We start from the raw sequence: 20850 nt of genomic DNA on the forward strand, positions 1-20850 counted from the left end.
TTCTATTTTTGAGTCCTTAAGGACTCTGTTTGCCTTGGCGCAAGGACGCCTGCAGGCGCTTGGGCTTCAATTGTGCTTGTCTTTAGGGAGTGCGCAATGCGAAGCCATGTAGTGGGATCCGTGCTGTTAGTGGCCATTCTGGCCGGATGTTCGTCTGGCGAGCCCAGCAATCCAGCGGGTTTGCCCGAGCTGGTTGAAGTGGCCGGTCCGGCGCGTGAAGTTATGCAGGCTGGTGAATACTTGCTGGATGGGCGTCTGATTGCATCCGACACGGTGATGTACGCTCCTGTTCCCACCTTGAAAGCCATGAAGTATCAGGTCAGTCAGTTTGAGTACGATCAGTGCGTTCGTGCCGAGCGTTGTAAAGCTGCCGATGCGGTGGGCCAAGGACAGGCCAAGAATATGCCGGTGGTCGGCGTCAGCTGGCAAGACGGCCAGGATTACGCCGCCTGGTTAAGTGAGCGCACCGGCAAGCAATTCCGTCTGCCGGATTACCTGGAGTGGAGCTATTTCGCAGACCAGAAAGTGCCTGAGTCGGCCCAAAGCGGTCTGGACGAAAACGAGCAAGCTGCCTTGTGGCTGCAGGAGTATCAGGAGAGCTACAAACGCAAGCAGGAACAGGAAGTTCCCTTGGCACCCTTGGGGCAGGGCGTTGCCAATGCTTATGGGGTGTTTGATGCGGGCGGGCAGGTGGCTGAATGGACCAATACCTGTCATGTCCGGGTACACCGTATCAGCATGCCACGCGCAGAGTCTCGCCTGGAAAACTGCGGTGTCCGTACCCTGGGGGGCGAGCACATTGCGGTGATGCCCGACTTTATCCGCGACCCAAAAACCGGGGCGTGTTCGGTGGGTGTGCCACCGCGTTACTTGGGTCTGCGTCTGGTCACTGAAGACTAAACCTGCGCTTAGCCGCGTTCCAGAACCGCTTGTGCAAACTTGTCCAGGTCCGCAATCGTAATTTGCTTGCGGCCTGCCAGAATCAAACCTTGATGATCCCAGCTGCTGACGACGCGGCTGGCCGTGTACAAGGTGGTCCCGGCCAGGTCGGCCAGATCTTGCCGGGTTACCGGAATACTCAAGGACGTCCCTTGTGCGCCGCTTTGACCCACCTGACGAATCAAGCGCAGCAGGCTGTGAGCCAGTCGCTGCTCCACTTCCAGACTATGAATTTCCAGCAGGCGATCATCGGCATCGCTCAGTCGTTGCGCGACCGTGTCTTGTGCAGAGCTGAGCAGGCAAGGAAAGCGTTGCGTCAGGCTGTCCCAGGACTTTTCAGGCCAGGCCAATGCGGCGCTGGTGGTTACGCTAATGGCGGTTGCCGGATAGTTGCGACGGCGCAGGGCAGGGGCAATGCCAATTACGTCGCCGGGCAAGGCAAAACGTACCAGGAGTTGTGAACCATTGGGCATGGTGCGTACGACTTTGATCAGGCCTTGCAGCAGAACAAAAAAGTGGTCGCTGCTTTGTTCCTGACGAAAGACCTGGCTGTCCTTGTCGTAGTGGATCAGGCGTCCCTCTTGCCACAGTTCGTTGATGCTGGTTGCGTCCAGCTGGGAGAAAACGGGCAGGCTGGCTAACAAGGAGGGGTAGGATATGTCAGTCATCACTTAAGCTTTCTGAGCGGGTTTTAAGCCCTAGTTTGCTGGCCAGCTTGTGCAGATTGCTGGGGTCTATGCCTAGCTGCCGGGCAGCCTGGCTCCAGTTACCGTCAGTCTCATCCAGAGCTTGCCGAATCAGCCGGCTTTGCAGCTGCTCAACGGACTGACGCAAGGATGGGCGAGGTGAGCCAATAGCCGTACTGGTCGCTGCGACAGGCTGGTGGGTAGAAGGTAACAAATTGAGATTATCGGCGCTAAGCGTAAATATTTGGTTACGATCTGGCGTATCGACCAGCAGGCGGATGGTTGCCCGACTGATTAAATGTTCTAGTTCGCGAACATTACCTGGCCAATGATAAGCCAGTAAAGCGGCTTCTGCATCGGGGGATAAGCGAATTCCGCGCAATCCCAAACGAGAACGGTTGGTTTCCAGAAAGTGGCCTGCCAGCAGCAGAATGTCCTGATGGCGCTCGCGCAGTGCGGGGATCGTGAGGGGGAAAACCGACAGACGGTGAAACAAGTCCGCCCGGAAACCACCTTGGGCGATCTGCTGGCTCAGATCACGGTTTGTGGCAGCAACCAGACGTACATTCAATTTGATGGGGTGGTCCGCCCCCAGGCGCTGAATCTCGCCGTTCTGCAAAGTACGCAGCAACTTGGCTTGTATCGTTAAAGACAACTCGCCTATTTCATCCAGAAACAGGGTGCCGCCCTGGGCCGCTTCAAAGCGCCCGGCCCGATTCTCATGGGCACCCGAGAATGCTCCCTTTACGTGCCCGAATAATTCGCTTTCTGCCAGAGACTCGGGCAGGGCAGCGCAGTTCACGTAGATCAAGGGTTTGTTGTGGCGTGGTGAGCGTTGGTGCAGGCGTTGTGCAAATAACTCCTTCCCCACGCCGGTTTCACCCAGCAAGAGCACAGGCAGCTCGGAGGTGGCCACCGTGTCCAGCAATTGAATGACCTCCAGCAGGGATTTGCTGTTGCCAATGATGGCGGCCGAGCTATTGCGCGACAGGTAATCGGGCGGCAAGGTGGAGAGCAGGCGCAAGCTGCGGTTTTCTTCTTCCAGCTCGCTGATGCGAATTGCGCTTTCCAACACCAGACACCAGTGCTTGAGTTCCACCAGCGTGGAGGCTGAAAACGCCCCTGGTCGCAAGGCATCCAGCGTCAGAATGCCCCAGGGCGTGCCCTGGACTTGCAAGGTAATTCCCACGCAATCATGCACCGGCAGGGGCTGGCCCAGCTTGTCATCAAGCAGGCCGTCATACGGGTCCGGCAGGGCACAGTTGGGTTCAAAGCGGGTCAGGCTGGGGGAGTTCAGGATCCGCGTCAGTCGGGGGTGATCTGCAATGACAAAGTGACGCCCCAGGGTGTCATGGCCCAGACCACTGGCCGCCACAATGCGCAGCACCGTGTCGTCCAGCTTCAGCAAACCCGCCGCATCACAGCCAAAGTGCCGTGCCAGCAAATGCACCATGCGCTGCAGGCGTAACGGCCCCGGAATCTCGGTGGCAAGGTCGGCAATCAAGAGATCTAGCATGGGTGAAAAATACCCTTATGGTGAAAAATACCCAGTTTTGTCGAGGTAGTTTATACCCAGGCTGACGGCAACCCTTTGATCTATGTCGTCCAGGACTTGGCACGGTCTTTGCTTTAGATGTTTTGTCATACATTTTTAAGGACTATGACATGGCCCCCGACTTAGCAGAACATCGCTACAAGGCGTGTACTTCGGTCCGTCCCCCGTTCCGGGGCCGTACCCAAACAGGTTTTGACCAGGTAACTGGGTCCTGCCAGGACTTGTTTGGATTGGGTCGTTTGATTCATCAGCGAGACGGAGAAGAAAATGCGTAGCTATAAAAAACTATGGTGGTCCCTGGTGGCAGTCACCATGGTCACCTTTGCCATCCTGGGATGGACTGGTGTGGAGGTGTATCGTCAGGCACCCCCCATGCCCGTCAAGGTAGTCACACCGGATGGCCGTGAATTTACCTCACAGGAACAGATACATCGTGGCCAGTCCGCCTGGCAAAGTACTGGCGGTATGCAGCTGGGCTCGATCTGGGGGCATGGGGCCTACCAGGCCCCGGACTGGAGCGCCGACTGGCTGCACCGGGAGGCTCTGGCCTGGCTGGATCTGGCCGCCCAGCAAACCTACTCGCTGAACTATGATCAGCTGACATCCAGTCAGCAGGCCACCTTGCGGCAGGAACTGCAGGACGAATACCGTCCTAACCGCATTGATGAAGCGACGGGCGTATTGCAGATCAGCGAACGTCGCGCCAAGGCCATCGACACCACTGCCCAGTATTACATCGACCTGTTTGGTGATGCGCCCGAGCTGAAATCCAGCCGCGAGAGCTTCGCCATGAAGGACAACACCTTGCCAGAGCTGCAGCGCCGTCAGGACATGACCCGCTTTTTCTTCTGGCTGTCCTGGGCCACGGTAACGGAGCGTCCTGGCACTACCGTCAGCTATACCAACAACTGGCCACATGAGCCCTTGGTGGATAACCATCCTTCCACGGCCAATATCGTCTGGTCCATTGTCAGTATCGTGCTCTTGCTGGCCGGTATTGGTTTGCTGGTCTGGATCTGGGCCTTTACGCACAAAGAAGAGGAAGCCCCTGTTGCACCGGCCACTGATCCGGTTCTGGCATTTCGCCTGACCCCTTCGCAGCGTGCCCTGAAAAAATATGCCTTCCTGACGGTTGCCCTGTTTGTCATCCAGGTCTTCCTGGGCGGCTTTACGGCGCACTACACGGTTGAAGGCCAGATGTTCTATGGCATAGACGTGTCGCAGTGGTTCCCTTACTCCTTGACCCGTACCTGGCATATTCAGGCAGCCCTTTTGTGGATTGCCAGTGGCTTCCTGACCGCTGGTCTGTTCCTTGTGCCATTGATTAATGGGGGCGAGGATCCGAAGTTCCAGCGTCTGGGTGTGGACGTTCTGTTCGGCGCTCTGGTTGTACTCTTTATTGGTTCTTTTGCCGGCAACTTCCTGGCCATCAAAAACATCCTGCCCCCCGAGCTGAACTTCTGGTTCGGTCACCAGGGTTATGAGTATCTGGATCTGGGCCGTTTCTGGCAGATCATCAAGTTCATTGGTCTGGCTTTCTGGCTCCTGCTGATGTTGCGTGGCATGTGGCCTGCCTTGCGTCGTGACAAGGGCGACAACCATTTATTGGTTCTGTTGACCATCTCTACCGTAGCCATTGGTCTGTTCTACGGTACCGGCTTGTTCTATGGCGAGCACACCAATATCACCATCATGGAGTACTGGCGCTGGTGGGTGGTTCACCTGTGGGTTGAGGGCTTCTTCGAGGTCTTTGCAACGGTTGCCATGGGCTTTATCTTCCTGACCTTGGGTCTGGTGTCCAAGCGTAGTGCCACGATTGCGGGTCTGGCAGCGGCCTCGCTGTTCCTGGTCGGTGGTGTGCCTGGTACTTTGCACCACCTGTACTTCTCGGGTACGACCACGCCGATCATGGCCATTGGTGCTTCCTTCAGCGCGTTGGAAGTGGTGCCTTTGATCATGTTGGGCTACGAAGCTTTCCATAACTGGAAGATGCAGAAACAAGCCAGCTGGATGAGTGATCTGCGTTGGCCCGTCATGTTCTTTGTGGCCGTGGCCTTCTGGAACATGCTGGGTGCTGGTGTGTTTGGCTTCCTGATCAACCCACCTATCTCGCTGTACTACATCCAGGGTTTGAACACCACGCCATTGCATGCTCACGCAGCCTTGTTCGGTGTGTATGGCTTCCTGTCTTTGGGCTTTGTCTTGCTGGTGGTGCGTTATATCTCGCCCGAGGTTCGTTACAACGATCGCCTGATGAGCTGGGGCTTCTGGACGCTGAACCTGGGTCTGGTGCTGATGATGTTCGTCAGCCTGCTGCCAGCCGGGATTATTCAGGCCTGGGCCAGCATCTCGGAAGGCATGTGGTATGCCCGCAGCGAAGAGTTCATGCAGCAGCCTATCCTGCAATCCCTGCGCTGGTGGCGTACCTTGGGTGACGTTGTGTTCATTGCCGGTGCATTGATTGTGTTCCAGCAGGTTTGGGTACGTATCATGGCTGGCCGTCGCGGTGCCGCTGCCAATGCTGCAGGTGCAGTAAAAGCATCGTGATCTTGTTTAAGGACGGTCTGTTTTTTCTGTGAGATTCCGTCTATGAAAAAAACCGCCTTCGGGCGGTTTTTTTTGTTGCTTATGCGAGATGCTTGCGCTGCAGCAAAGAGCGGGAAGTCTGATTGCGGTCCAATACATCCTGTAACTGTTAGATCTGAATAACATTTAATCAGCAGGCATCACGCCTGGATCAAACCGGAGGTAGTATGGAACGTCGTCATTTCTTGAAAAGTGCTGGCCTAGGTGTCGCCGCAGGAACGACTTTGCTGGCGGCTCAAGTACAAGCCCGCGAGACGGCTGCACCAAAAAAGAACGCGCCCTGGCTGGCCGCGCGTACAGAAGCCCAGATCGCCAAGCTGGAGCGGGTCAAGGTGGATCTGGTTGCGCCTCCTATGGTCCACAAGCACGAGCAGAAAGTAGGTCCCGAGCCTCGCGTGGTGGAGTTCCGCATGAGCATCGTGGAAAAAGAGATCGTGGTCGATCGCGATGGCACCACCATGCACGCCATGATGTTTGATGGCTCCATGCCCGGCCCCACCATGGTTGTGCATGAAGGCGACTACCTGGAGCTGACTCTGGTCAACCCGGCCAGCAACACTATGCCGCACAACATCGACTTTCACGCCTCGACTGGCGCGCTGGGCGGTGCCAAGTTGACCAACGTGAACCCCGGCGAACAAGCCACCTTGCGCTTCAAGGCCGACCGTACCGGTACGTTTGTGTACCACTGCGCACCCGAAGGCTCTGTAGCCTGGCACGTGGTCCAGGGCATGCACGGTACCGTCATGGTGCTGCCACGCGACGGCCTGAAGGATTCGGCGGGCAACTCGCTGCATTACGACCGTGTCTACACCATTGGCGAGTTTGACCTCTACATCCCTCGTGATGAAAAGGGCAACTTCAAAAAGTATGGTTCCTCGGCTGAAAGCTATGGCGACACCCTGGAAGCCATGCGTGGTCTGATCCCCAGCCACGTGGTGTTCAACGGCAAGGTCGGTGCCTTGATGGGCGACGGTGCCATGAAGGCCAACGTGGGTGAAACCGTGCTGTTCATTCACTCGCAGGCCAACCGCGACACCCGTCCTCACCTGATCGGTGGTCACGGTGACTGGGTTTGGGAACTGGGCAAGTTTGATGATCCACCTGCCAAGAACCTGGAAACCTGGTTCATTCGCGGCGGTTCGGCCGGTGTGGCGCTCTACACCTTCAAGCAGCCTGGTGTGTACGCCTATGTGAACCACAACCTGATCGAAGCCATGGAACTGGGCGCAGCAGGTCACGTTCTGGTCGAAGGCGAATGGAACGACGACTTGATGAAGCAAGTCAGCCCTCCCGGCCCGATCAAGGGCTAAGCAGGGTTGGCACCCGGTACGCGGAATTGAGGACCAGAAGCACTTATCAATTCCGCCGGGCTTCAAGGCAGTTATTGAATAGTGATTAGCTAGTGAAAACGCAAGAGGTTCGAACCATGAAAAACGGGCCTCTTGTACAGAAAACGAAGTATCAGCCAGGCATGCATTCATGCCGACTGTTTAAAGGGTAAACCCATGAGAACCTATCGCCCCGCCACCATGATGTACTCCGCAATGGCCGCTTTGTTTTTGCTGGCCGCCGCACCTGCAGCACATGCCAACTCGGACGAAGCTCTCAAGCTGTACAAGTCTTCGTGTATGGTCTGTCATGCATCGGGTATGGCCAATGCCCCTCGTTTGGGTGACAAGGCTCGTTGGGAGCCCCTGATCGCCCAAGGCGAAGACGCCTTGATGCAAGTTGTGCTGAACGGCAAGGGCGCCATGCCCCCACGCGGTGCAGCACCTAAAGCAACCGATGAACAATTGCGTAGCGTTGTGCGCTACATGATTGAAAAAGCCAGCTAAGGCGCTGGCTTTTTCAGGCTGGATTTACAGGCTCCAGTCGTAATCAACCGTCAGTGGCGCGTGGTCGCTGAAACGCTCTTCCTTATAGACCGTTGCGCTGCGCGCCTTGGCAGCAATACCTGGGGTGGCAATTTGATAATCAATGCGCCACCCCACATTTTTGGCCCAAGCCTGGCCGCGGTTGCTCCACCAGGTGTAGCACTCGTCCGTGGTATCGGGATGCAGGCTGCGGTACACATCCACCCAAGCCAGTTCGCCCAGCACTTTGCTCATCCAGGCGCGTTCTTCTGGCAGAAAACCGCTGTTTTTCAGATTGCCTTTCCAGTTCTTCAAATCGGCTTCGTGGTGCGCAATATTCCAGTCACCGCAAATAATGAACTCGCGGCCGGTATCGAGGTGTTCCTGCATCAAGCCATTAATCCATTGCTCAAAATGATCCAGAAAGCGGTACTTGGCGGTTTGACGCTCGTCGCCCGATGAACCCGAGGGCAGGTAGGCGCTGATCACACTAAGGTCGTTCCAGTCGGCGCGGATAATGCGGCCTTCAGCATCGAACTCTTCGCAGGCCATGCCTTCGGCCACGCTTTCTGCCTTGTGGTTCAGGTACAGGCCTACACCGCTATAGCCTTTTTTCTGAGCATGGTGGAAATGCCCGTGGTATTGACCGGGGTTGGTCAAATCGGGGGTCAGATCAGGCTCGCTGATCTTGATTTCCTGCATGCAGACAATATGAGGTTTCTGGGCTTCCAGCCAGGCGGGCAGGCCTTTACGAAAGGCGGCCCGAATACCGTTGACGTTTAACGAGGTGACGCGTAACACGTGGCAATTCTCCTTATAGCGTCAGCACTTTAACCCGTAACCTGCCTGGATGTCAGTGGCCGTCAGAGCTTGTTACGACGCTGAGCCGAAGCGGTAGCTGGACACGGTCAAGCCACCAAAGGCCTGGGTTTCGTGGTGGAAGCGATGCGCTGCGTCGCCACGCGCAGCACCAGCGGCCACCATGAGGGGAACCAGGTGATCTTCGCGGGGATGGGCAATACGTGCGGCCGGGGCCTGTTCCCAGTCCATCAAGGCCTGACGACGGGCGGCAGGGTCCTCCAGGCTCAGGCTTTGATGCAGCCAGGCATCAAACTGGGCAGAGGGCTGCACACCGCCAGGGCCCATATTGCGCAGGTTGTGATAGCTCAGACCGCTGCCAATAATCAGCACCTCTTCGTCTCGCAAAGGCGCAAGCGCCTCGCCCATGGCGTAGTGCAGGGCCGGGTCGTAGTTCGCGTGAATGGACAGTTGCACCATAGGCACTTTGGCTTGCGGATAGATCACATAAGCCGGTACGAATGCACCGTGGTCAAAGCCACGCTGCGAATCCAGATGAGTGGGCAGGCCAGCGCCTTCCAGCAAATTACAGACCTGTTGGGCCAGAGCAGGATCGCCTGGTGCAGGGTAGTGAATCTCGTACGTGTGGGATGGAAAGCCGTAATAGTCGTACACCATGCTCGGTTGTGCTGCGGCGGCAACCAGCAGATTGGCTTGTTGAGCTTCCCAGTGGGCGGAGACCATCAAGATCGCTTTGGGTGTGCGCCCCAATTGGCGTGGAATATCCTGCAAGGCAGCACGCAGCGGGGCGTACATGGTTTGCGCTTCAGGCATCCAGGGCCAGGGTCCGCCACCATGCGAGATGAAGTAGGTGGGCATTGTCATGATGATCTCCTGCCCCTGCCCTGATAGGGGCAGGGGATAAGGGGTTGGTTAAGGCGTCAGGCTTTGCCGCGGCCTGCGTCAATACTCCATGGGCCTGGGCCGGCAAAGGCCAGGTACAGGAAGGCAAAGCAGAACAGAACTGCCGCCTCACCGCCATTGAGGATAGGGGTTGCGAAGGTGCTGCCGCTGGCGTGGCCAATAAAGTAGGCGAAAGCGCACAGGCCCGAAGCGATAAAGGCCGCAAAACGAGAGAACAGACCAATCACCAGCAAGACACCCAGAACCAGTTCCAGAATGCCCGCAATGCCGTAAATGGAGCTGATTTGCAGGTTGGCAAACATGTCTACTTTGGGGAAACCCAGGATCTTGGCAGTACCGTGTGTCAGCAGGAGATAGCCTGTAACGATGCGCAGCAGGCTAAGGATGCGAGGAGTCCAGCTAGAGGTAAGGGCGCTCATGTATGTTCCTTTGGAAAGTTGACAGTATCGGTAAACGAAGCACTGGCCCGGCGTAGTGACAAAAGCTCTGTGTCAGGCATGACGTGATGACATCCTGGTGCTGGTCCCGCCCATTCAAGGCCCAGACAGGCACCGGGTTAGCGCTCGTTCAAGATTAATCAATTACTATCAGGAAATAAACAGGCCTCTTTTCATTAGTTACTTTCTTATTAGGAAAGCATGGATACGATTCAGAGTTTGCGGGTGTTCCGGGAAATCGTCGCAGCGGGCAGCTTTGCAGCGGCGGCGCAACGCTTGGATATGTCTGCGCCCATGGTCAGCAAGCACTTGGCCAATCTGGAAAAACAGCTGGGCGCCCGCTTGCTCCATCGCAGCAGCCGTCGTTTGAGCCTGACAGAGTTGGGGCAAACCTACTTTGATTATTGCTTGCAGGCACTCGATACCCTGGAGCGCGGACAGCAGGCATTGTCGGGTTCTGAGCATCAGCCCCAAGGTGTGTTGAGAGTGACGGCCCCCGTATGGTTTGCCAACCGCAAAGTGGCGCAGCTGTTGCAGGATTACCAAACGCGCTTTCCGGAAGTGACTCTGGACATGAGCCTGAGCAATCACAAAGTGGATTTAGTGGCGGAAGGTTTTGACCTGGCCTTGCGGGTGATGCGCGAGCCTGCGCCGCATCAGATTGCACGTCTTATTTGCCCCACGCCCTTTCATCTGGTGGCCAGCCCGGAGTTTGTGGCCCAGCACGGCATGCCGCGTAACTGTGCGGAGGTGATGCGTCTGCCGGCTATCAGCCCCAGTTATTTACAGCAGCCCAGTTTTGAATTTTTGGGGCCGGACGGGCCGGAGTCCTTGCGCCTGAATCCTTTCATGCGTTCGGATAACACCAATCTGACTTATTACAGTGCGTTGGGTGGAGCAGGGCTGGCCTATTTGCCGGAGTGGCTGGTGATGGATGATCTGGAAAGTGGTCGGCTGGTTCGCCTGTTGCCCGATTACACCGAAGAGCTGCAGCAGCTGCATGCCGTCTATGCCAGCCGTCGCTATTTGACACCTAAAGTGCGCAGTTTTATCGACTTCTTGCTGGAAGAACTGGCCGAACCTGCCAAGTGATGGCTCACATCACGCTAAAATGCTTTTCGTCTCTATCTTTTTCATACTCTGTCATGTCGGCTAATAACGATAATCGTCGCAATTTTGTGCGCTTTTCCCTGGAACAGGGAGTGCTGCGCTTTGGGGAATTCAAGGTCAAGTCTGGCCGTTTGAGCCCTTACTTCTTCAATGCCGGCCTGTTCAATACGGGACGTAGTGTGGGTCAGCTGGCCCGTTTCTATGCTCAGGCTTTGCTGGATTCGGGCGTGTCTTTTGACATGCTGTTTGGTCCCGCCTACAAGGGGATTCCTCTGGCTGCCGCAACCTCGATTGCCCTGGCTGAGCACCCGCAAATCGGTGAGCGTGATGTGCCTTTTGCTTTCAACCGCAAGGAAGCCAAAGACCACGGCGAAGGCGGCACCCTGGTGGGCGCTCCTTTGCAAGGCAAGGTCGTGATTATTGATGACGTGATCACAGCGGGTACGTCCGTGCGTGAATCCATGCAGATCATCAAGGCCGCAGGTGCAGAACCTGCCGCGGTGCTGATTGCTCTGGATCGCATGGAGCGCGCCGGTAACGATCAGGAACTGTCCGCGCATTCTGCAGTGCAGGAAGTGGAACAGACTTACGGTATTCCTGTGATCAGCATTGCCTCTTTGGCTGACATCATGGCGGTGCTGGCGGACGATACCACCTTGGCGGCTCATGCTCCTCAAGTGAAAGCCTACCGCGACCGCTACGGTGTCTGATCATCTGCGTTTGTTAAGCAGAGTTCAGCAGTAAAAAAACACCAGGCCTTGGCCTGGTGTTTTTGTATCCGTTAAGCGTAGAGTCCGGACTTAGGCGTCCAGCTTTTGCTTGAGCATTTCGTTGATCTGCTGCGGATTGGCCTTGCCCTTGGCAACCTTCATCACCTGACCGACCAAGGCGTTGAAGGCTTTTGGCTTGCCGGCACGGTGCTGCTCGACGATGCTGGGGTTGGCGGCCAGTACTTCGTCCACCATGGCCTCAATGGCACCTACGTCATTGATCTGCTTCAAGCCACGGGCGTCGATAATGGCGTCCACATCGCCATTGAGCTCGCCGTCCCACTGCGCCGCGAACACGTCACGGGCAATCTTGTTGGAGATGGTGCCGTCAGCAATACGGGCAATCAGCTGAGCCAATTGTGCTGGGCTGACTTTGGACTGCTCAATGCTCAGCTCTTCACGGTTCAAGGCAGCCGATAGTTCGCCCAGAATCCAGTTGGCGGCCAGTTTCGCGTTCGCCTTGGAGCCCGCCTGCAAGATGGCTTCGAAGAAGTCAGCCGTTGCACGATCTACCGTCAGTTGCGAGGCATCGTAACGGCTCAGTTCAAACTCTTGCTCGAAGCGAGCCAGTTTCTGGGCGGGCAGTTCAGGCATGTCCTGACGAACTTGCTCGATCCACTCTTCACTGATAAACAGAGGTGGCAGGTCAGGATCGGGGAAGTAGCGGTAATCGTGTGCGTCTTCCTTGCTGCGCATGCTGCGGGTCTCGTCACGGTCCGAGTCGTACAGGCGCGTTTCCTGGATGACTTTGCCACCGTCTTCGATCAGCTCGATCTGGCGGCGTGCTTCGTATTGAATGGCACGTTCCAGGAAGCGGAAGGAGTTGATGTTCTTCAGTTCGCAGCGAGTGCCAAATTCTTTCTGGCCTTTAGGGCGTACCGATACGTTGGCATCCACACGGAAAGAGCCTTCCTGCATATTGCCGTCGCAAATGCCCAGCCAGACTACCAGGCTGTGCAGGGCGCGTGCATAGCCCACGGCTTCAGCCGCCGAGCGCATTTCAGGTTCGGACACGATTTCCAGCAGCGGAGTGCCTGCGCGGTTCAAGTCGATCCCGGTGCTGGACTCGCCGTAAGGACCACGGAAGTTTTCATGCAGGGATTTACCGGCATCTTCTTCCAAGTGGGCGCGAGTCAGATTGATGGTTTTTTCTTCACCGTCCAGCATGAAGCTGACCGTACCGCCGCTGACGACAGGAATTTCCATCTGGCTGATCTGGTAGTTCTTGGGCAGATCCGGGTAGAAGTAGTTCTTGCGCTCGAACACGGAGCGCGGCGCAATGTGGCCGCCTACGGCCAGACCCAGGCGAATTGCCCGTTCGGCAGCGCCACGGTTAAAGACAGGCAGAGCGCCGGGCAAGGCCATATCGACTTCGTTGGCTTGCGTGTTGGGCAAGGCGCCAAAGCGAGTGCTGCTGCTGGAGAAGATTTTGGATTCGGTCGAGAGCTGGGTATGAGTTTCCAGCCCGATCACAATTTCCCATTCCATTATTGTTGTCCTGGTTGACGTTGATGCCAGTCGGTGACTTGCTGGAAGCGGTCGGCAAAGGCCAGCAACTGGCCTTCACGGAAGTAGTTGCCAATGATTTGCAGGCCGATGGGCAGGGGGCGCTCATCCTTGCTGAATCCGCAAGGAATGGACATGGCGGGCAGGCCGGCCAGGCTCACGCCCAGTGTGTAGACGTCGCCCAGCCAATCGGTGGTGGGATCCTCGATGGTGGCACCCAGCTTGCGGCCCAGAGCCGGTGTGACGGGGCCCAGGATCAGGTCGCACTGTTCAAAGACTTTCTGGAAGTCGTCCACAATCATGCGGCGCACGCGTTGGGCTTGCAGATAGTAGGCGTCGTAGTAGCCATGCGAGAGCACATAAGTGCCGACCAGGATGCGGCGTACCACTTCAGGGCCAAAGCCTTCCGAGCGCGAGCGCGAAATCATGCTGTTCAGATCGGTGTACTGGCTGGCGCGGTGGCCAAAGCGTACGCCGTCAAAGCGCGACAGGTTGGTGGAGGCCTCAGCGGGGCTGATGACGTAGTAAGTCGGGACAGATAGCTCTGTCAGGGGCAGTTGCACGGTGACGCGCTCTGCACCCAGGCTTTCGTAGGTTTTCAGGGCGGCTTCAATGGCGTCGGCAACGACCGGATCCAGGCCGGGGCCAAAGAACTGGGCGGGCACACCAATACGCAGGCCTTTCAGTGGCTGGCTGCCTTGGGCTTCTTGTTGAGCCTGTTGCTGTTCAAATTGCTGACGAATGCGCGCGCCGTTATTGGGCTGGTCGTCGCAAAACTCCAGGCTGGTGGCGTCTTGCGGGTCGAAACCACACATGTTCTCCAGCAAGTCCAGCAAGTCGCGTGCATTGCGAGCGATAGGGCCGGCCTGATCCAGGCTGGAGCCGTAGGCAATAATGCCGAAGCGGGAAATCGTGCCGTAGGTGGGCTTGATGCCGCTGACACCACACAGGGCGGCAGGCTGGCGAATCGAACCACCGGTATCGGTTGCAGTCGCACCCGCTACCAGGCCAGCAGCGACAGCGGCGGCAGAACCACCCGAGGAGCCACCGGGCACCATGGAGTGATCCCAAGGGTTGCGCACGGGGCCAAACACCGAGCTTTCGTTGCGCGAGCCCATGGCGAACTCGTCACAGTTCAGCTTGCCCAGCGAGACAGCACCGGCTGCCTGCAGCTTGGTCACGACCGTGGCGTCAAAGGGGCTGACGTAGCCTTCCAGCATTTTGCTGCAGGCGGTGGTCTGCCAATCCTTGGTGACAAACAAATCTTTGTGGGCGATAGGGATGCCGGTCAGTGGACCGGCCTTGCCTTGAGCAATCAGGGCGTCAGCGGCATCGGCCTGGGCCAGGGTCAGGGCAGCGTCCTGCTGCACGAAGGCATTGAGCTCTTTTTGACGGGCGCTGTTGTCCAGGGCTTGCTGGGCCAGCTCGCGGGCACTGACGGTTTTGTTTTGCAGAGCTTGGCGCAGCGCTGCAATAGTCGCGAATTCAGGGGTAAAAGACATGGTTTTGCTTTATTCGATGACCGTGGGCACCAGAAACAGGCCATCCTGCTCGGCGGGGGCGTTGCGCATCATGGCCTGGCGGCTTTCTACCGTTCCGGAAGGCAGGGCCTTGTCCTCGCGCAGACGCAGACTGATCTGCTGGCGGGCGGACAAAGGGTGGGCCATGGGCTCAACGCCTTGAGTATCAACGGTTTGCAAGGTCTGGATCAGGCCCAGGATGCGCGTCAAATCGTGCTCGACCTGGGAGGCTTGTTCAGCAGAAAGATCAAGGCGCGCCAGTTGCGCTATACGGGCAACATCCTGTTCAGTGATAGACATGTGGGTGGGTACTGGAAAATGAGTAATAAAAAAAAGCGGAAATCCGTCAGTTAGGGACAGTTTGGCACTTTTACAGCAAATGCGGGGGTTACAGAACTTAACTGACCATTAAAACAGTCCTAATGTAGAGCAATTATAAGTTATCATTGACCGTTTCCTTCCCAGGTATTTTTGAATTCGTTGCCTGGTTCTTGTGCCTGTCGTTTTACGCTTGAGTTCCGCGCCGAATTTACCTGCCTTTTCCCCAAACACTTTACACTTTGCGCGCCCATGTTCGGATTCCTACGCAGTTACTTTTCCAGCGATATGGCAATCGACCTCGGTACGGCCAATACCCTTATCTATGTACGCGGCAAGGGTATCGTACTGGATGAACCGTCCGTTGTAGCCATCCGCCATGAAGGTGGACCTAATGGTAAAAAAATCATTCAGGCCGTTGGGCAGGAGGCCAAGCAAATGCTGGGTCGGGTGCCTGGCAATATTGAAGCCATCCGGCCCATGAAGGATGGTGTGATCGCGGACTTTACGGTCACCGAGCAAATGCTCAAGCAGTTCATCCGCATGGTTCACCCACGCAGCATGTTTGCTCCCAGCCCACGCATTATCGTGTGTGTGCCTTGCGGCTCCACCCAGGTGGAACGCCGTGCCATCAAAGAATCTGCTCTGGGCGCTGGCGCCAGCAAGGTCTACCTGATTGAAGAGCCCATGGCGGCCGCGATCGGTGCAGGCCTGGCCGTGTCCGATGCCAGCGGCTCCATGGTGGTGGATATCGGTGGTGGTACAACCGAAGTGGCCGTGATTTCTTTAGGCGGTATGGTCTATAAAGGATCGGTTCGCGTCGGTGGCGACAAGTTTGACGAAGCCATTATTAATTACATCCGTCGCAATTACGGAATGCTAATTGGTGAACCTACGGCTGAATTGATCAAAAAAGAGATCGGTTCCGCATTCCCTGGCACTGAAATTCGCGAGATTGAAGTCAAGGGTCGTAATTTGTCCGAAGGGGTGCCACGCAGTTTCACGGTGTCGTCCAACGAGATTCTGGAATCGCTTACCGATCCCTTGAATCAAATCGTTTCCGCGGTTAAAACCGCTCTGGAACAAACTCCTCCAGAACTGGGTGCGGACATCACTGACAAGGGCATCGTCCTGACAGGTGGTGGTGCTCTGGTTCATGACCTGGACCGTCTGCTGCAAGAAGAGACCGGCTTGCCCGTCGTGGTGGCTGAAGATCCTCTGACCTGCGTGGTACGGGGTTGCGGTGAGGCTCTGGAACATCTGGAGCGTCTGGAGTCCGTATTCATTTACGATTGATCTTTGCTTGGCCTTCACGGCAGTGTCTGCCTGTGGGGGCAAGCGATCGAGTGCTTGAGTAATGCGAGAACAAGGCTCCATCCGGCTATTTAGGCGCGGCTCATCAGCTGAGCTGCGTCTGGCCGCTCTTTTGGTGCTGGCTGTGGGCTTGTTGATTACTGACGCTCGTTATGCTGTGCTCGAACCCGTGCGGCAGGCCGTGGCCACTGTGCTGTATCCCTTTCAGCGTGTCATGCTGGCCCCTCGTGATCTGGTTACTTATTTCAGCAGCTGGACCGACGCGGCCTCCACCGCCCGTTCCGAAAAAGAAGCCTTGCAACGCCAGCGTATCGAGCTGGCTCAGTTGTCTACCCATGCCGCCCAGCTGTCTGCTGAGAACGAGCAGCTGCGCCGTTTGCTGCAAGTGGCCGATACGGTTACCCAACCGTCTGTCGCGGTAGAGGTTCTGTACGAACCGCCTAATGGGTACGCCCGTCACCTGATCTTCAATAAAGGCTCGGCCAGCGGCATTCGACCCGGCATGCCGGTTATTGACGAAGGCGGCGTGGTTGGCCAGGTGGTGCGCGTCACGCGCTTTACCTCGGAAGCTGCGCTGATCACGGACGATAAAGTCTCGGTGCCGGTACAGGTGTTGCGCAATGGTCTGCGTTTGATTGCCTTCGGTGGCAACCCCGGTGGCAAAGTGGAAGTGCGTTTTCTGACGGCTGATGTGGATCTGGAGCCTAACGATACCTTGATCACCAGCGGTATCGGTGGCTTGTTCCCTGCCGGTCTGCCGGTGGGCATGGTCAGCAGTATCGAGCGCGATGATGCGTCCGGTTTTGCGCTGGCCTTGGTGACGCCTTTGTCGCACCCCGAGCGTTACCGCCATTTTCTGATTTTGCTGGTGCCCGAGAGCGAGCGCCCTCTTGAACAGGACGATGCCAATGATGCGACGCGCTGAGTCCTCGGACACCTCTGGCCGTAAAACCCGGTCCTCATCCTTGAGTAGTTTGCAGCCTATTGATAGCAGCCCGTTTTCGCGCGCTTCCAGTCCCTGGTTGGTGTGGGGCTCGATTCTGCTGATGTGGCTGGTTTCCATGCTGCCCTGGCGCCTGCTGCCCTTTGCGCCCGATCTGTTGATGCTGGTACTGGCCTTCTGGGCTGTACACGAGCCGCGCCGTGTTCCCATGTCACTGGCATTTATTGTGGGCATTCTGGTGGATGTGCACGATGGCAGTCTGCTGGGCGAGCATGCCCTAGCTTATATTCTGGTCGTGTACGGCGCATTGCTGCTGCGCAAGCGCATCCTGAACTTTGGCATGTGGACTCACTTCTTGCACATGGCAGTTGTCATGCTGCTGGCCCAGTTGATTGTGCGGGTTCTGCACGCCTGGCTGGTAGGGGAGTGGTCTGGCTGGGAGTGGGCCGGAGGCGCCTTGTTGACCGCCGCCCTGTGGCCGCTGGCCGATAGTGTGCTGTTCTTGCCGCAGCGACGTCTGGACGAGTCCGACTCCGGTTCGTCCTGACGGGTAGGGCGGCCATGTTTGAATTCAAAAAAACTTCGCATCAGTTGCGCCAGCGCATTCTGTTTCGCGCCTTGGTGGCGGCCGTTCTGGCCTGCGTACTGTTAGGGGTGCTGGGCGTGCGCTTGTGGTATTTGCAAGTGGTGCGCTACGAAGGCTTTGCCGCCCGAGCCGATCAAAACCGTATTGCTGTTATCCCGATTACCCCTCGTCGAGGCGAGATTCTGGACCGCAATGGCGAGGTGCTGGCCCGTAATTACCGGGACTACACCTTGTCGGCCGTACCCGCCAGTCTGGGCGAGCCGGTAGACGATATGCTGGATCGTGTCGGCGAACTGGTGGAGCTAAGTCCACGTGATCGTCGTCGATTCAAGCAAAACGTCGCGCAAAATAGTCGATATTCTGAAATCCTGTTGCGCAATAACCTGAGCGATGATGAAGCCGCCTGGTTTGCTGCCCATGCCTTCAAGTTCCCGGGCGTGACCTTGCAGGCTCGCTGGGTGCGCGAGTATCCGCAAGGCGAGGCGGCGGCGCACGTGCTGGGTTATGTGGGCCGTATTTCCGAGGGCGATCAGCAGCGCCTGGAAGAAACCGGGCAAACTGGTAACTACCGTGGCACGCAGGTCATTGGCAAAAAAGGGATCGAGAAAACCTGGGAAAAGACCCTGCACGGTCGCACAGGGATCGAGGAAGTGGAAGTGGCTGCTTCGGGCCGTCCAGTACGTACCTTGAGCCGGGTCGACCCCGTACCGGGTGCCAGCTTGCGTTTATCGCTGGACATTGGCCTGCAGAAAATGGCTGAAGCCCTGTTTGCAGGACGACGCGGTGCGCTGGTGGCGATCGAGCCCAGCACTGGCGAAGTGCTGGCTTTCGTGTCGGCCCCGTCTTTCGACCCGAACCTGTTTATTGACGGTATAGACGTAGAGAACTGGCGCAAGCTGAATGATTCGCCCGACCACCCGCTGATTAACCGCCCACTGTACGGCACCTATCCTATCGGTTCGACTTACAAGCCCTTTGTGGCCTTGGCTGCTTTGGAAACCGGCAAGCGCAAGGCGACGGACCGTATTTCTGACCCTGGTTACTTTGAGTTTGGTGGTCAGCGTTTCCGTAACGCAGGTGGCGCTGTGTATGGCTCTACCGACATGCACCGCGCCTTGGTGGTGTCCTCCGATACCTATTTCTACTCATTGGGCCCAGAAATTGGCGTTGATAATCTGCATGATTTCATGAAGCAGTTTGGCTTTGGCCAGCAGACGGGTATTGACCTGGATGGCGAGCGCCAAGGCATTCTGCCTTCTACTGAATGGAAACGTCAGGCCTACAAAAAACCGGCCCAACAGCGCTGGTATGCAGGGGAAAGCATTTCGGTGGCCGTGGGCCAGGGCTATAACTCGTTTACTGTGCTGCAACTGGCCCATGCGACTGCCGTGTTGGCCAGCAATGGCATTGTGCGGCCTCCGCATCTGGTCACCCAGACACTCAGCCCCCATGATCCGGAAATTGAACAGCCCGTGCGTATTGATGCCAAGCTGATCCCCCTGAAGCAGGCCAATGTGGATGTGGTCAAACGTGCTCTGGTGGATGTGGTGCGTTTGGGCACCGCCCGCCGGGCTTTTGCGGGTGCGGCGTATCAGGCCGCTGGCAAAACGGGGACGGCACAGGTTTTTAGCTTGCGCGGTGCCAAGTACAACGCCAACGCCATTGATGAGCGTTTGCGTGACCACGCCTTGTTCATGTCCTACGCCCCGGCAGAGAACCCCAAAATTGCTGTTGCCCTGATCGTGGAAAACGCAGGTTGGGGTGGGTCGGTTGCGGCACCGATTGTGCGCAAGGTCTTTGATTACTGGTTGGTGGAACGAGGGCAGATGCAATGAAGCGACTTTTGCAACTGGGCCTGAGAGCCGTCACCGCCTTTGATTGGCCTTTGCTGCTTTTGCTGGTGCTGATGGCTGCGCTGGGCATGACCGTCATGCATTCCGCTGTGGGCGGTACAGACTGGCGCTTTGCCGATCAGGTGCGTAATTTCCTGTTGGCCTTTGGTGTGATGTGGCTGGCCGCCCTGATTCCGCCTGCCTTGTGGATGAAGCTGGCTCCGGTGGTGTATTCGATCGGGGTCGTGTTGCTTTTGGGGGTGGAGTTCTTTGGCGAAACCAGCAAGGGCGCAACGCGCTGGCTGGACCTGGGGGTGGCACGTATTCAGCCCTCGGAAATGCTCAAAATTTCCGTGCCCTTGATGTTGGCCTGGTATTTCCACCGCTATCAGCGGCCCAAGATGAGCCTGCTGGACTTCATGGTGGCAGGCATCTTGCTGATGATTCCGTTCCTGCTGATCGTGCGTCAGCCGGATTTGGGTACGGCTTTGCTGGTGTTTGCGGCCGGTTTCTGCGTGATTTACTTTGCAGGCCTGTCCTTCAAGCTGATCGTACCCATTGTGGTGGTGCTGGTGCTGGGTATTAGCGCCTTGCTGTACTACGAAGACTATATCTGCGTACCAGACCTGGATTGGGTGGTGTTGCACGACTATCAAAAGCACCGTGTCTGCACCTTGCTGAACCCCGGTAGTGACCGTTTGGGCAGAGGGTTCCATACCATCCAGTCCATGATTGCGATCGGTTCTGGTGGTGTTTACGGCAAGGGCTACATGATGGGCACCCAGTCCCATCTGGATTTCGTGCCCGAGCGCACAACCGACTTTATTTTTGCAGTGTTTGCCGAAGAATTCGGTTTGTACGGCGGCATCATGCTGCTGGTGCTGTACGCCTTGTTGATCCTGCGCGGCTTGTCGATTGCTGCTGTGGCTCACACCCAATTCAGCCGTTTGCTGGCCGGTTCCATGTCCATGATGCTGTTCGTTTATGTGTTCGTGAACATAGGCATGGTGACGGGAATTTTGCCCGTGGTAGGCGTGCCTTTGCCGTTCCTGAGCTATGGCGGTACGGCCTTGATGACCTTGGGTGTAGCCTGCGGGATGCTGATGAGCATCAGCAACGATAAGCCAGCGCGGCCTGCATAGGCGCCGCTCCCCCCGGATTAGGCCGGGG

19 protein-coding genes are annotated in these 20850 nt (G+C 57.0%); 11 read left to right on the forward strand and 8 right to left on the reverse strand.

The genetic code is table 11. From position 1 onward, the window contains the following. Positions 1–96: 96 nt before the first annotated feature. Entirely contained in the window at positions 97–900 is an 804-nt protein-coding gene (locus M2Q46_RS15015; protein WP_052159303.1) for an SUMF1/EgtB/PvdO family nonheme iron enzyme, read from the forward strand. Between the two features lie 8 nt (positions 901–908). Here M2Q46_RS15015 and M2Q46_RS15020 read toward each other — a convergent pair whose 3' ends face one another. Further along, complete coding sequence (locus tag M2Q46_RS15020) at positions 909–1607, reverse strand: Crp/Fnr family transcriptional regulator (protein WP_060186649.1); 699 nt, start codon at positions 1605–1607, stop codon at positions 909–911. Continuing rightward, positions 1600–3141 carry a nitric oxide reductase transcriptional regulator NorR gene (gene norR, locus M2Q46_RS15025; protein WP_203145436.1) on the reverse strand — a complete coding sequence of 514 codons (1542 nt, stop codon included), beginning with the start codon at positions 3139–3141 and terminating at the stop codon, positions 1600–1602. The genes M2Q46_RS15020 and norR overlap by 8 nt, the downstream gene beginning before the upstream one ends. A gap of 306 nt (positions 3142–3447) precedes the next feature. On the opposite strand from norR, the gene M2Q46_RS15030 reads away from it, so the two are divergent. The 3 genes from M2Q46_RS15030 (at position 3448) to M2Q46_RS15040 (ending at position 7604) form a co-directional block, all read left to right on the forward strand. Then, entirely contained in the window at positions 3448–5727 is a 2280-nt protein-coding gene (locus tag M2Q46_RS15030; RefSeq protein WP_026484439.1) for a nitric-oxide reductase large subunit, read from the forward strand. A 206-nt stretch (positions 5728–5933) separates the two neighbouring features. Continuing rightward, positions 5934–7079: a copper-containing nitrite reductase gene (gene nirK / locus M2Q46_RS15035; RefSeq protein WP_009458792.1), complete on the forward strand. Its 1146-nt coding sequence runs from the start codon at positions 5934–5936 to the stop codon at positions 7077–7079. A 195-nt stretch (positions 7080–7274) separates the two neighbouring features. Next, positions 7275–7604 (forward strand): cytochrome c5 family protein, encoded by a 330-nt coding sequence (locus M2Q46_RS15040; RefSeq protein ID WP_035270399.1) that lies wholly within the window; start codon positions 7275–7277, stop codon positions 7602–7604. A gap of 24 nt (positions 7605–7628) precedes the next feature. Here M2Q46_RS15040 and M2Q46_RS15045 read toward each other — a convergent pair whose 3' ends face one another. The 3 genes from M2Q46_RS15045 to M2Q46_RS15055 all read right to left on the reverse strand — a co-directional run bounded on the left by M2Q46_RS15045 (position 7629) and on the right by M2Q46_RS15055 (position 9763). Beyond that, positions 7629–8423 (reverse strand): exodeoxyribonuclease III, encoded by a 795-nt coding sequence (locus tag M2Q46_RS15045; protein ID WP_088452074.1) that lies wholly within the window; start codon positions 8421–8423, stop codon positions 7629–7631. 72 nt (positions 8424–8495) lie between these two features. Next, entirely contained in the window at positions 8496–9305 is an 810-nt protein-coding gene (locus M2Q46_RS15050) for a class III extradiol ring-cleavage dioxygenase (protein WP_060186651.1), read from the reverse strand. Between the two features lie 56 nt (positions 9306–9361). Beyond that, positions 9362–9763 carry a DoxX family protein gene (locus M2Q46_RS15055; RefSeq protein WP_026484436.1) on the reverse strand — a complete coding sequence of 134 codons (402 nt, stop codon included), beginning with the start codon at positions 9761–9763 and terminating at the stop codon, positions 9362–9364. A 219-nt stretch (positions 9764–9982) separates the two neighbouring features. Between M2Q46_RS15055 and M2Q46_RS15060 the strand changes: the two genes are divergently transcribed. Next, positions 9983–10873, forward strand: a complete 891-nt coding sequence (locus M2Q46_RS15060) for a LysR family transcriptional regulator (protein ID WP_035270402.1) — start codon at positions 9983–9985, stop codon at positions 10871–10873. A 53-nt stretch (positions 10874–10926) separates the two neighbouring features. Beyond that, positions 10927–11601 (forward strand): orotate phosphoribosyltransferase, encoded by a 675-nt coding sequence (gene pyrE, locus M2Q46_RS15065; protein ID WP_009460379.1) that lies wholly within the window; start codon positions 10927–10929, stop codon positions 11599–11601. 90 nt (positions 11602–11691) lie between these two features. Here the strand turns inward: pyrE and gatB are convergent, their stop codons facing one another. The 3 genes from gatB to gatC are packed head-to-tail and all read right to left on the reverse strand — an operon-like array spanning position 11692 to position 14987. Then, a complete protein-coding gene (gene gatB, locus M2Q46_RS15070; protein ID WP_022983608.1) occupies positions 11692–13149 on the reverse strand; it encodes an Asp-tRNA(Asn)/Glu-tRNA(Gln) amidotransferase subunit GatB in 1458 nt (485 codons plus the stop codon). Further along, positions 13149–14669 carry an Asp-tRNA(Asn)/Glu-tRNA(Gln) amidotransferase subunit GatA gene (gene gatA / locus M2Q46_RS15075; protein ID WP_035270405.1) on the reverse strand — a complete coding sequence of 507 codons (1521 nt, stop codon included), beginning with the start codon at positions 14667–14669 and terminating at the stop codon, positions 13149–13151. The genes gatB and gatA overlap by 1 nt, the downstream gene beginning before the upstream one ends. 9 nt (positions 14670–14678) lie before the next feature. Continuing rightward, positions 14679–14987 (reverse strand): Asp-tRNA(Asn)/Glu-tRNA(Gln) amidotransferase subunit GatC, encoded by a 309-nt coding sequence (gene gatC, locus M2Q46_RS15080; RefSeq protein ID WP_003801948.1) that lies wholly within the window; start codon positions 14985–14987, stop codon positions 14679–14681. 270 nt (positions 14988–15257) lie between these two features. Between gatC and M2Q46_RS15085 the strand changes: the two genes are divergently transcribed. The 5 genes from M2Q46_RS15085 to rodA all read left to right on the forward strand — a co-directional run bounded on the left by M2Q46_RS15085 (position 15258) and on the right by rodA (position 20822). Then, positions 15258–16301 (forward strand): rod shape-determining protein, encoded by a 1044-nt coding sequence (locus M2Q46_RS15085; protein WP_003801946.1) that lies wholly within the window; start codon positions 15258–15260, stop codon positions 16299–16301. A 61-nt stretch (positions 16302–16362) separates the two neighbouring features. Further along, positions 16363–17244, forward strand: coding sequence for a rod shape-determining protein MreC (gene mreC, locus M2Q46_RS15090; protein WP_009460381.1), 882 nt, complete (start codon positions 16363–16365; stop codon positions 17242–17244). Next, the gene (gene mreD / locus M2Q46_RS15095; protein WP_080748006.1) at positions 17228–17809 is read left to right on the forward strand and encodes a rod shape-determining protein MreD; all 582 of its coding nucleotides are present in this window, start codon (positions 17228–17230) and stop codon (positions 17807–17809) included. Before mreC ends, mreD begins: the two co-directional genes overlap by 17 nt. Before the next feature lie 14 nt (positions 17810–17823). Further along, positions 17824–19683, forward strand: coding sequence for a penicillin-binding protein 2 (gene mrdA, locus M2Q46_RS15100; protein WP_035270408.1), 1860 nt, complete (start codon positions 17824–17826; stop codon positions 19681–19683). Beyond that, complete coding sequence (gene rodA / locus M2Q46_RS15105) at positions 19680–20822, forward strand: rod shape-determining protein RodA (protein WP_035270410.1); 1143 nt, start codon at positions 19680–19682, stop codon at positions 20820–20822. The genes mrdA and rodA overlap by 4 nt, the downstream gene beginning before the upstream one ends. The last annotated feature ends 28 nt before the right edge of the window (positions 20823–20850 follow it).

The organism is Alcaligenes sp. YSL9 (genome assembly GCF_030515105.1).
Classification (GTDB): Bacteria; Pseudomonadota; Gammaproteobacteria; order Burkholderiales; family Burkholderiaceae_B; genus Alcaligenes; species Alcaligenes phenolicus.